Genomic DNA, 12918 nt, shown 5'->3' with positions numbered 1-12918 from the left:
ACTTTTTCATAGCTAGATCATTTACGTGTTAGTCCCAATAATTGTTGTCTACGCTATGGGACTGTGTATCTGTTTCTTCCCATTGCTGTTTGGTTGAAGGATTGACAGAGCCTGCGGCTATACCATTTTCCAGTTCAATTTTTCGGACATTGAGGCAGGGTGCCACATAATCCGCACGACCTTTGTCGTGGGCCAATTTTTCTTTGTTAGTTTTCATTTTCTATTTTTTTTGAATGTTCCAAGCAATTTGAAAGTTTACTATTGAGATGATTCGAAAAAAAAGGACACAAAGCACTAATAATTAAGAAATTAAATACGGCAGATACTCTTTTCAATTCAGTAGATACCCTAAAGTAGAGATTATTTGAAAACAGCGGTGGGTGTTGAGCACAGCTTTATTTTTTCTGTAGCGAAGCAACTACAAAACAACTCAAAATAAACACTTTAGCACCTTATTCCAGTGAAACTAAAGTTAAACTAACAGGGTAAGCGGCATTCGGTTGCCCCTAAAATAAAAAGGTCTCTGCTTTGTAAGCAGAGACCTATACCGAAGTTCTAAAGGAGAACTCCTATTTATCTATATCCCCGATTACAATCGGTAGGAAACTGTCGCCACAAAGTTTCTGCGCTGCTGTGGATTCACAGACCAGTAGCCAATGTAATACTGCTTGTTGTTTATATTATTGAGGTTGAAATTGACCCTGAATTTGTTAAACGAGTAGTACACGCTGCCATTTAAAAGCGCATAGCTCGGGAGCTCAAATACACCGGTTACGCTATTGTCGATGACCTTGTATTTGCCCCCATAGTTACCACCGAGACCAAAGCCCAGATTTTTTAGTTTACCGTTCTGAATCTGGTACGATCCCCAGAGATTACCCAGTGTACTCGGCCCTTGTCCACCCGGAGCACGTCCCTTTTCGTTGTAGAAATCATTTCCGTTTCCGGCGATGATGGCAATATGGTTGTAACTGAATCCAGCTTTGACCGAAAAACCAGCGTATGGTATTGCTTCGACGTCAAAATCAAATCCCTTGCTCTCTACCTTTCCACCCTGTATGGATCCCGTAGGTGTGCTATACACCCGATTGGCAACCCTAATATCATACAGGGCCAGTGTTGTCCACAGTCTGTCCTTGATCAGGCTCGCCTTAGTGCCGAGCTCCCATTGGTTGGCCCGCTCCGGTTTGAAGGATTGTACCCCGGTCTTTACATTATTGGCATCGTATACGATACTTGGCGCAACATTGTAGAATGCATTCATGTAATTGGCAAAGAGCGAAACGCGGTCTTTTACCACCTGGTAAACCAAGCCCAATTTGGGCGAAAGTGCCCATTGGCTATAATTATCGTCCGCATTGGAAACCTCCCCTTTTGAATCAAAGTAATCGGCACGCAAACTCGCCATCAGCGAAAGGCGGTCGGTCAGATCCAATAAGTCCGAGGCATATACACTGAACGAACTGTTTTTGATATGCGAAGGGTCGCCCGCTTCGGTACCTGCCAACAGCTGGTCAATCGCCTGACTGGTGAGCGGAACCGGCGTCAGCTCTTTGCCATCGCCATCCAGTGGCCCCTTGATCAGTCCCTGCGGATTTACCCGACGTCCCAGTCCCCAACCCGAACCATGGTCCTTCACGTCGCGGGCAAAATAGTCGACCCCGACCAAAAGCCTGTTTCTCAGACCGGCCAGCTTAAAGTCGCCGTTAAAATTCTGCTGTATATCAAAGGTTCGGGTTTTCTGATTTTCATTGTGGAAGTACTGGTCAAAATAGCTATCACCGGGTTGATTTCCCCAGATATAGCTGTAGATCCCATCAGACTTCACATTGCCCATGGAGACCACAGTCTGTGAATTCCATTGCTCATTAATTTTGTATAGTACCTCGCCCTGTACATTGGACCGTGGGTTTTTGATGGCTAAATCGTTGCTTGTAAAGGAAAGCTTGGGGTTGAGGTTGAGTTCGGCAATATTTTTAAAGGTCAGCGGAGCAACACGGTCCGAATGGAAGAAAACCGGCGCCACAGCCCGTTTCATATCGAGCAGCTCGGCCATCAGGTTGACCGTTAGCCTGTCATTAACCTTATAGGTCAGTGAAGGTGCAAAGTAGAATGAGTTTTTAAAACCCGCATCCTGAAAACTATGCTCGCGGTGGAAGGCAGAATTGATCCGGAGCGCGATCGTCTTATTTTTATTTAGCGGTGAATTGAGATCTAAGGTTGCGCGATGCAGGTCGTTGCTACCATAGTTGTAGGCCACTTCACCGCCGAAATCAAAATAAGGTTTTTTGGTGATGGTATTGATCACACCGCCGTAACCGTAAAAACTAGCACCAAAAAGCGTTCCCGAAGGCCCTTTGAGCACCTGTATTTCCTCTACGCCAGCCGGATCCAGTATACCGCTCGACAAGCCCGGAAGCCCGTTGACCAGGTTACTCTGCGCCTCAAAACCACGTAATGAAAAATAAGCACCACCATCGCCACCCCGTCCTGTCGATTCCCAGGTACGGCTTATACCCGATACATTGCGCAGCAAAGCGTCGTCAAAATTGGTAATGGCCTGCTGCTTCATTATCTCATGAGAGACTGTACTGTACACCTGTGGATTTTCGAGATTGCTCAGCGGCATTTTAGCGACAGAACTTACCGTCCGGTTGGATTTGAATGCAGATACGAGTACCTCCTGCAATTGCGCGTAGTTTTCATTGAGGACAAAATCAAGCACGGTCGGCTTATTGACTTCAACGGTTACTGTTTTTTCAATTGAGTTTAAACCCGTAAAACTCGTGACAAGCTGATAGCTCCCCGGTTTTAGGCGTTCAAATTTGTAGTGACCATTTTTATCTGTCTGTGTCTGTCTGTTCGTTCCCTTAATGGTTAAGTTGACCGATTCCGCTGGATTGCCATCCAAAGTCGTAATCTTTCCAAAGATACTGGCTGTCTGTGCATTGGCGACACCGGTAAGCGATAACATCGCTACAGCAATATGTATAGATTTCATTCCATAAAAAATTTATGGAGCCGAATATAGGCTAATTTTAGATCTAATTGAAACTAATTAGACTAATTATAAATAATAATTTAGTTAACTGCTAACCTGTAGGTTAAATAATATGGTACTCAGCTCACTTTATTGGTCAATCAATTCGCTATCGGAAAATTCCACGCTTAATTCATTGTCCAAAAAAACTGTAACAAAGCGTATGTATTCTCAAAATAACTAACCTTATAGCGACAAATTATTTTCAATATCCTGTAACAGTACATATCAGGGTTGTGGCTACCCTATTTATCTCGATCAGCCTGCAAGCTAAAAAGGTCAGCCCTAGCGGACCAACCTTATTCAGAAGGAAATTATCGATAAAGATTTTAAAAGTCGCTTAATTCTCCAAGCAGCCTCACCTCGTAAAAAAAAGCGGCCGATAAAATCGGCCACCTTTAGGATTAGAATTGAATAATAATTGTCCTTAAAATTCGGTCATATCAATAAAAACTGATTATATTCTTATGAAAGTTTACTGTCATCTTGTACTGATTTAAAAAAGGAGTTCCCAATAAGCCTTCTATCGGTAAGGCATCGTGACCTGTTCCGCCACCGATAGCCTGATCTGTAATCACAGTATACATATCCTGAAGAGACAGCTCACCTACTTTCGCATGCGTTAGAAACGCGATACGATTGCCTTGGCTTGTTCCATTTACCCCTTTGATATCCACCTCACCTTCCTCAAAATCAATATAAGGTTTTAGTTCTGTTTCCAATGTCTTTTTCAATACATTGGCATTTGCACCACAATCTATTCCCATTGGATATATCTTTCCGCCAATAGCAATATCCACAATCGGAATATGCCGTTTCAAACGTAAAGGATATTGCGCAAGCAGAGGCCCTTTCTCGATTGACTTTGCAAGCAGCTCACCACGATCGTCCAATTTTTCGAGCAATAACTCCTGCCGTCCATAATCTAATGTAAACTGGTAGTTTTTCAAAACGCCGATGCCCAGCAAACCAAAGATAGGACTGCCATCTTCCAGTTGCATATCGTCCATTTCAGAAACTGGAGCCTCCAATCCATTGAGTACAATGCCTCCTATCTGAAGGCGATTGCCTGCTGACCAGACCACCTGTTGCATCTGCCCGCCAATACCTGCGAAATCTACTGAAACATCAGCACGAATCTGTTCTGCGGGAACAAATTTTTTGCGCAATATAACAACGGGGGCACCGCTATCAAATTGAAAGTAACCCTTTGTTCCGTTGACTGTAGACTCCAGATAGACCAATCCATTAACTAACCTAAAAGGAATCACCATTGTCTTGGGTTGCACCGCATTCCCCACCGCATCAGCCAATGCTTTTTCAGGATTACCTTTCAAACGCCCTTTAATAATGCCAAGATTTATAATTTTTCCTGCACGATTAAATAAGAAACTTGGTTTGCCTGGTTTACCATCCTGATAGGTAACTTCAAGCTGAATTCGTTCATCCCCATTGGCAAGCTTATGCTGATCGGTTATGTGAAACGAACTTATGGCGGAGAATTTAGCCAAAATTTCTGGTACAGCAGCTTGGTTATTCATTTTGGGCAGATTACCGATCGTTGCGCTATCAGCCATCATACGTAACAGTGCTGTTGCATCTTTTGTATTCATTGCCCCAATAATCCGATCAATCGACTTGCTATTGTCATCTTGTTGGGCGATAGCAAGATTCCCAATCAGCAACAAAACAAATTGCATATAAATGATTTTCTTCATATTATTTTACTGTTTCGTCCAACCATCTAGCAATTGCGTCCAAGGTACTATCAGGCATTTCACCAAGTTTTGTATACTCCGAAGGCAGGCAGGTTTCACAGACCTGCAATAAGTGATTTACATTTGGCAATAAGATCGTCCTAACTTTTCCTCGCTGACCTGCGCCGCTATACTGTTGCCAATAGGTCAAGTTGACCGGATCTACAAAAACATCCCTACTTCCATTGATTGCCAAGATGGGCACATCAACCTTACTTAAGAAGATCTGCGGCTCATAACTAACAAAATAGCGGTACCAAGGTCCGATAGCCTGCTGCACATAAGACCAGATCGGAAAACGAAAATGATCATGTTCAATACCTAAAGATTTAAAATAAAGGTCATCCTTTTGCTTCCAATAATTATAAACTGCATTGAGCCTACTCTCCATACTGTCCGATTTGGCATATTGAAAAGCTGTTGCAAACATCAGTCGATTGATTTCATTGGATCTCTTTTTGTCCACTGCGGTCATCGGCGAAGTATTGACCAAATTTTCGTTCTGGACAAAAAGTGATTCCAGACCGCTCGAAGCCAAACCCGATAAGCTGATCAAAAAAGCAATATCTTTGCTCTGCGATGCGGCTATCGAGATAACAGCTCCCCCTTCACTATGCCCTAACAATCCGATATGACTCAAGTCAACATTCTTTTCCGTTTTCAAAAATTGCAGTGCGCCCAATACGTCAAGTGCAAAATCTGCTGTCGTCGCATAGCGGTATTCGCCCGTAGTTTTACCCACACCACGGTCATCCATGCGCAAGACCACATATCCCTTTGGAGTCAGGTAACTGGCAATACGTGCAAACATCTTTGTCCCAGCCATTGTGCCATCCCGATCCTGTGGTCCAGTTCCCGAAGCGATAATAATGGCCGGGTATTTCCCTGCCTTGACAGGCGAGGAAATGGTGGCACCGATGGTGATACTATCTGCTTTTGATTTAAATAAAACGTCTTTCTGTTGAATGGATTGTGCTGAAGCTTGGTCATAAAAAAGCAATGCAAGAGCAGCCAATACCAGTGATTTGATTGTTTTCATGCCCTTATTTTCCTGCTTTTAAAACGTTGACCATTTCAATAATTTCATCAGCAAGTTCTGAAGTGCTCCCCATATATCCAACCTCCGAAAAACGAAGTTTGCCATTTGGACCAATCACCATCTTGTGCGGTATAGGACCTACCCCAGCTGCCTTCGAAGCCTTGCTATCCGCATCCAGCAATACCGTGAACGGATAACCATTTTCTTTCATATAGTCGGTCACATATTCTTTCATATCCGATTTACGTTCCTGTGTATTTATAAAGTAAAAGACTACATTCGGATCATTTTTGAAATGATCAACCGCCAGCTTCATACCCGGAAATGCACCTTTACATGGTGCACACCAAGATGCCCAGAAATCCAAAACAACAATTTTTCCTTTTTGGGCAGAAAGGCGTACTTTTTTCCCATTTTGGTCCAAAAGCTCAAAATCTGCAATACTCTTATTGATTAAAAGTTGCTGTACTTTTTCTTTCAGCTCTTTGCCTTTATCTGCATTTTTCAGACCAGCAAGATATTCTTCATAGCCCTTTTCTGATTTGTTTCTTGCGCTGTAGCTTTTTTTCATCAGCTCCAACATATACGTAGAACTCTGATTCATCGCATAGCTTTTCTCTAGCGCCATCTGCAGTTCTTTTGCTTTCCCTTGTCCTTCAAGCACGCGTACATAGGTATCGTTCAGGTCCGCATTTTTATAGCTTGCCGCACTTTGAGCTGCCGAGGCATACACAAAGGCTTCATCGTAAAGCTTATTGTCCACTAATATTTTGGCAAATAATGGTGCATTGCCGTAGTATAAAGTCGCGTATTTATCACCCTGAAAATTATCCTTGTAATAATTTAAACGCTCCATAATGACACGTGCATAGGGCAATATCTCTGCAGGTCCCATACTTTTTTGTGCAATATAAGGAACGTCCAACGAGCGATAGATCACATTAGAAAGTGCTTCGTATGGTGCTATCTTAGCCATATATTTGCTGTAATTCGGCAGATCTTTTTTCATGCTGGTATACACCGAAATGATCCAGTAAGCACTGATATAACTGATTCGGTTGGCCTCATTAAAAGAAACCTCAGCTTCCTGGTAAGGGTGTTTATCGATAAAATCCGTCGCCGCTTTTAAGCGTTCATCGTCTGTTTTGGCCTTCTGGATCAGATTAAAATCGGTCAGGCGACGCTGATCCTTTACATATTGCCCATTTGGAAACTGCGCAACAATCTTATGTTGGATTGCCTCCGTCTTTGGTCCATCTTTTAAAAGGTCCTTATAGACACGATAAATTTCAAGTAGATCCTCTTCACGGATATCAGGAATCTGTTCCAGGGTGTTCAGCTCCTTATCGAGCTTAGCCAAGGACTCTGGCGTATTCATGTGTTTCAAAGCACTTGCAGCAGTATAAAGCACGCGAAAGCGGTTTTCCGGATGGTACTGCAATTCATATTTCACCCACATCAGGAGTATCTCATCCGATTTGTAGGACGCTGTATCCACCACATACGGTACACCTGCAACGATATGCGGTGTGCGCAACATACCCCAACCCAGCATTCCTCCCGACATCTGGCGTTTATCGTTTGCGGAGAGGATATAAGAATAGGTTTGTTCCCCACCTTTATCTACCAAAGTATCTGATTTAAAAACAAGATTCATCAGCCCCAAATGTGCCGGCAGAATATATTTTGCAGTCCATACCGAATCATTTTTAGTAAACTTGAGGTCCGTCGTCGTCCATTTAAAATCGGTATAACCTGTTAACTGTGCCGAGATATCTTTAGCATCCTTCAGCACAGTATTCCGAGCATCATATACGAGCTGTACAGTATCCTGTTCCTTTGGAAATTCCGGTATCACCTTAAAAATCTGTGGCTGTTTCTGTTGTTGCGCTAAAGCAACCGAGCAACTCATCAGTGCCCAAGCCAATATCGATGTTGTTTTCATCACCCTATTTTTCATATTTCTTATTCTTCCTTTTTCAATAATGGATCTACTGACCCGGTTTTATGGATTTTGCGCTATTTCGGGACTTAAATTGATTTCGTATTGGGCGATCCGAAACACATAGCGGTTGCTATTCGGAGCCAATGTGAAGGTGCTTCCGCCGAATGTACGCGTGTAAGTTTTCTGGAAGCGTGTGTCGTCTTTGAGACGGCGCATATCCCACCAGCGCAGCATGCGAAACATAAACTCACGACGGCGTTCCTGCATCACTTTCACCAATGCATCTTCAGCATCCGTCGCGCTGAGATTGACAGTTGACCCCGGCAGAATTCTACTGGCGCGTAAACGATTGACCAATGTCATTGCAGTGGCAGGCTGATTGTCTCGCGCAGCAGCCTCCGCCTTAATCAATAGCATTTCGGGAACTGACGGACCTACATTTCGGCCTTCATTTTTAATATAGTCCAGGTAAAAGTAGCGTCCATCGTAAACCTCCCAATTTGAAATCATTGAACCCGGCACCGTAAATAAATTATAACGCTGATCGGTGGCATCGAACAGGCCCAAAAGATCCTTACTCAAGCGTAACGCGGTGGTGGTGTAGGCTGTGATTCCATTAACGGGTATTTTAGACAGCAAGATTTCCGGATTGGATACACGCAATGGATAATTGACCATGGTCGTTGTTGTCAGCTTGGTCAAATCGTTCAGTTTATCATTCAGCGCAAGTGCCTGGTCGGCCGCTTTTGCTGCATCCGCATAGCGATTCATATATAGGTATGTGCGTGCCAATAAACCATAAGCCGAGCCTTTGGAAGGCAAGGTTGTAAACTGCTGTTGTGCCGGCAAACTAGGCAGTGCTGTTTCAATATCCGCCAAAATAGCATCATATACCTGCTGCAGCGTACCTCTATCGAGCGACTTTTCTGTAGTTGGTTGCAAAACCAAGGGTACACCCAAATCCGTATTCGCACTTGCCTGCAGGTAAGGTTTAGCATACGTATTGGCCAACATCAAGTAAGCCGAAGCGCGATGAATCTTTGCCTCCGCAATCAGCTGGTTAATTTCAGCAGGAGTTCCATCTGAAACATGAGGTACCTCGCTGATAACAGTGTTAGCATATGCGATCGCATTATAAAGTGCCCCCCAGTTGTCATCTTTGTGATATTGGTTGTCAATTGGGTAAATATCATCTGCCCACTGATACGATCTGTGGTAATAACCATTAAAATCATTGTTCGCCAAGGAAAGTTGCTGTGGCGAACCATCGATGATTTCCAGGTCGTCCGAAGCCATATCCGATACTGTCGGTGCAGCTTCCAAAGCGGTTGTATTATTTAGCAGATAACGATAGTTTTCAATTGTCCCCGGTGTCAGTTGTCCCTGGGTTTTTATATCGACATATTTTTCACAACCTGTCATGGTAAAGCCGATGCTTAGCGCGGCTACCGCTACTGCCCATTTACGGCTGCTGTGTTTTATAGCTATTTTCATGATTTTGGCGATTAGAAGTTAACATTGATTGAAAAGTTGTACGAAGGAACTGGACGCAGATTGGTCGTATTGCCTACATAATTGGCAAAATCCGGGTCAATCCCTTCCTTATTTGCTGTCCAGATCAATCCCAGATTACGTACGGACCCCGTCAGGCTCACCTGCTCGATTTTCATCCTTTTTAAGAAATCTTTGGGCAAAGCATAGCTTAGCGAAACTTCCCGCAGACGGATGTAGTCACCTTTGAGTACATTGATATCCGAATAGGTGTAGCGGTACAAACTATACTGCCCATAAATATCGGCTGTTACTGCAGGTATATTCGTGGTAGCCTCATCCCCTGCCTGTCGCCAGCGATTGGCAATATCGGCACTTAAATCAAATTTAGGCAGGGTAAAACCACGACTCGGCGTCATGTACGACTCGATACTCGGTTTCATAAATACACTTCCAAACTGATAAGTCATCAAGGCATAGAACGACCATTGTTTATAACGCAGATTCGTTTTAAGACTTCCAAAATACGGTGCTACCGTACGGCCCATATATTTGAGATCATCCACACTTGTTAAGGTCTGCTTAACAGAAACGACTTCCCCTTCTTTATTGTAGATCTGTGTCAATCCGTTGGCATCCAGCCCAGCATGGCGAAATGCAAAGAGTTTATCGCTCGGGTATCCCTTCAGGTAGCTAATACCTATAGGTGTATACGAGTAGGTAAATGTTGAGATATCTGCCGGATCAAAACGGTTATCGGTTATTTTATTGGTATTGTAGGAGAAATTGGCTGTCATGTCCCATTGCCAGTCTGTACTACGTAACAAAATACCATTCAACCCAAGGTCAATCCCACGTCCACTCATGGTTGCCGTATTCCGTTTGAGGGAGCCAGCGTTTATCGTTCCTACATAAGGTGCCGCGATGGGAAAACCATACAGTAGATCACGTCCTTTTTTCACATAATAATCCAATGTACCGTTTAAGCGATTGTCCAATAAACCAAAATCCAGTCCCAGATTGGTCACATAAGTTTTCTCCCAGCGCAACTGCGGATTGGCAATAGCGATGATGCTTGCCGCTGGCTGCGCTGTTGGGTTACGTGAAGCGTCATCGAGCGAGATGTAGGTAAAGGGACGCACATCTTGTGTGATGTTACCATTCACACCATAGGTTGCCCTAAAGCCTAATTGATTCAGCCAATGCAGGTTGTTCATAAAAGATTCTTTTCGCACATTCCATTTAAATCCGCTCGACCATAAAGGCGTTGCACGAAAACTCCGGTCGAGACCAAAGTTGTTATAGTCATCGTAACGGACGCTACCGGAAAATGTAAAGCGACCATCATAGGTATAGGCAGCATTCGAAAAATAAGAAAGGAAACGACGCGTCCGATCCGCTTGCTGCGGTGCTCCGGAAAGACTTTCATTGAATCCCTGTATACTTGGATAGGCATTAGGCAAATAGCTTACCGCGGTATTAAATCCCGTCTGCATATTATAGCCGTAATAAGTGATATTACCTTGCCCTGTTTCCGTCTGCCTGATCTCCGATCCTGCTATTGCTGAGATATCGTGTTTCCGTCCAATTAAAGCATCGTAGCTCAACTGTCCCCTGACTGTATAATTGTTGACATCAGTATTGATGATATTATAGATGCCGCCTTTGTTGATACCAATACTATTTGTCGACGCTCCGATGGGTGTAAAGCGATTCAACAGCGACCGGTTGGCGTAAGACTCCTCGCCATTGTAAATTCGGTTGTTGCCGAAAGATCGCTCATTGGAATACATCACCGCTCCCTTCAGTCCTTTATAGATGGGTACAGCTAAGTTGATCACAGCCGAATAATTATTGTTTTTGAGCATGCGATCCATCTGCTCCAATTCCTGAAGATAATTGTACCGCCAGTCCTTATAGGCCGGCCCAAGGACATCGGCAAATCCCGGTGTCAGCCGATCGTAGGCAATGCCATTGCCGTTCTCGTCTGCCAGTAACTGATAAGGTAACAGGGTAGACCCGCCGGTATCGTAAATCTGAGAAAGGCCAATCCCATTTTGTTTATTGCGGAAGAAAGTCCCCCGGATACTAGTTGACAGGGTTGCAATCTTAAATAACTTCCAATTGTTGTTTAGGCTTAAAGTCAACCTTTTCCCATTTTCTCCTTTGGTATACGGGTTTTCATTCGCATAAGATGCCGAATAAAAATAGTTATTATTTTCTGTTCCGTTACTGATCGACAAATTGTATTGCTGACTGTTCATGGGGCGCAACAGGTACTGTTGAATCTGCGAACGATTATCGATGGATTTTAGCGGATTCACCAATGCATCATAAGCAGCCTGCGTCATCTGCCCATTTTTCAATCGAATCGCCGCAGCCGCAACCTCGCCTGGATAATAGGTACTATAGCTGTACAGATTGGTTGCAATATTATTACCATTCAGAATATTCTTAGCCACCAGTTCCTCTTGATAATCGATCATCTGTGCGCTGTTCATCGTACGCAGATAACCTAAATCGGGTTTCCCAGAAAAAGTGGTATTCATGGAAAAGTTTATCCTTGGCACACCGGTTACTGACCCTTTTTTCGTTGTCACCACGATAACCCCATTGGCTGCACGAACGCCATAGATTGATGCTGCTGCAGCATCTTTCAAGACGGTTATATTGTCTACATCATTCGGATTGAGCATTGCCAAATCAATACTGGAAATAGCACCGTCGATAACGATCAAAGGTGATTTTTCAGTTTCGCTATCAATTGAACCGACTCCGCGAACCGTCAGTCCGTAATCATTTTGGCCTATCGTTCTTGTGCTTGAGTAAATACCCAATTGATTGTTATTATAGGTAAAGGTACGATCACCTGTTCCAATTGAAACCTGTACACCAGGAACCTGACCTTCCAAGCGTTGAATCAGATTGGCGGAGGGGATTTTTTCCAATTCTTTGGCCGTGATCAGTGAAACCGAACCCGTTGCCCTTTCTTTCGAAATTTTTTGATAACCTGTAGAAATCACCGCCTCCTCCAGCATGTGATTTTTTTCCTCCATGGTAAATGTAATCTGGTTACGGTTTCCAGCTGTTAAGGCCGTACTTTCATAACCTACAGCCGTGATCATAATAATATCCGTTGGTTTGATATCGTAAATCAGAAAGCGGCCGTTTTCATCACTTTTTGCACCTTTACGCGTGTCTTTTACCCATACACTCGCTAACGGTATAGGTTTACCTCCTGTGGAAAGCACGGTTCCAGCGACCCGGTCCATCAATTCATTATCGACCCCATACTTTACAGGGCTGGCTTCGCGATCCTCCGTAGCGCGACGAACAATTGAATAAGACCTGTCATCTACATAAAGAAATACCAACTGGTTGGGGTAAAGTACTTTTTTAAGAACTTCTTCCAGACGATTTCCTTTCAGCATTTCGGGGTCTACAGTTTTTCCATTCAACAGGTTATGCTCGTAGCTCAAATTGGCATTGAAGCGCTGTTCGATCTGTTTGATCGCTTGCGCAAGGGATAATTTTTGTTGGCCGAGTGCCTGTTGCCCAGCAGTAAATAGTAGCGAAGTGACCGGGACCATCAACAAGCACCGTATCGGTTGCCACCTGTTTTCTGTGATTTTCATTTTTTGTTAGG

The 12918-nt window shown here is 43.7% G+C and carries 7 protein-coding genes; all 7 read right to left on the bottom strand.

Annotated elements, in window-relative coordinates:
- Window positions 1-28: 28 nt before the first annotated feature.
- Window positions 29-217: a hypothetical protein gene (locus tag ACHWSC_RS05935; RefSeq protein ID WP_394676152.1), complete on the bottom strand. Its 189-nt coding sequence runs from the start codon at window positions 215-217 to the stop codon at window positions 29-31.
- Between the two features lie 372 nt (window positions 218-589).
- Window positions 590-3001 (bottom strand): TonB-dependent siderophore receptor, encoded by a 2412-nt coding sequence (locus ACHWSC_RS05930; RefSeq protein WP_394676151.1) that lies wholly within the window; start codon window positions 2999-3001, stop codon window positions 590-592.
- Window positions 3002-3483: 482 nt separating this feature from the next.
- Window positions 3484-4758, bottom strand: a complete 1275-nt coding sequence (locus ACHWSC_RS05925; protein ID WP_394676150.1) for an aspartyl protease family protein — start codon at window positions 4756-4758, stop codon at window positions 3484-3486.
- Between the two features lies 1 nt (window position 4759).
- Window positions 4760-5836 carry an alpha/beta hydrolase family protein gene (locus ACHWSC_RS05920; protein WP_394676149.1) on the bottom strand — a complete coding sequence of 359 codons (1077 nt, stop codon included), beginning with the start codon at window positions 5834-5836 and terminating at the stop codon, window positions 4760-4762.
- Between the two features lie 4 nt (window positions 5837-5840).
- Window positions 5841-7781, bottom strand: a complete 1941-nt coding sequence (locus tag ACHWSC_RS05915) for a peroxiredoxin family protein (RefSeq protein WP_394676148.1) — start codon at window positions 7779-7781, stop codon at window positions 5841-5843.
- 60 nt (window positions 7782-7841) lie between these two features.
- Complete coding sequence (locus ACHWSC_RS05910; RefSeq protein WP_394676147.1) at window positions 7842-9275, bottom strand: RagB/SusD family nutrient uptake outer membrane protein; 1434 nt, start codon at window positions 9273-9275, stop codon at window positions 7842-7844.
- Between the two features lie 11 nt (window positions 9276-9286).
- Window positions 9287-12907, bottom strand: coding sequence for a SusC/RagA family TonB-linked outer membrane protein (locus ACHWSC_RS05905; RefSeq protein WP_394676146.1), 3621 nt, complete (start codon window positions 12905-12907; stop codon window positions 9287-9289).
- Between the last annotated feature and the right edge of the window lie 11 nt (window positions 12908-12918).

It is taken from the genome of uncultured Sphingobacterium sp., from assembly GCF_964277905.1.
Lineage (GTDB): Bacteria > Bacteroidota > Bacteroidia > Sphingobacteriales > Sphingobacteriaceae > Sphingobacterium > Sphingobacterium siyangense.
The sequence above is the reverse complement of the archived record's forward strand: the minus strand, read 5'-3'. Positions and strand labels throughout refer to the sequence as shown.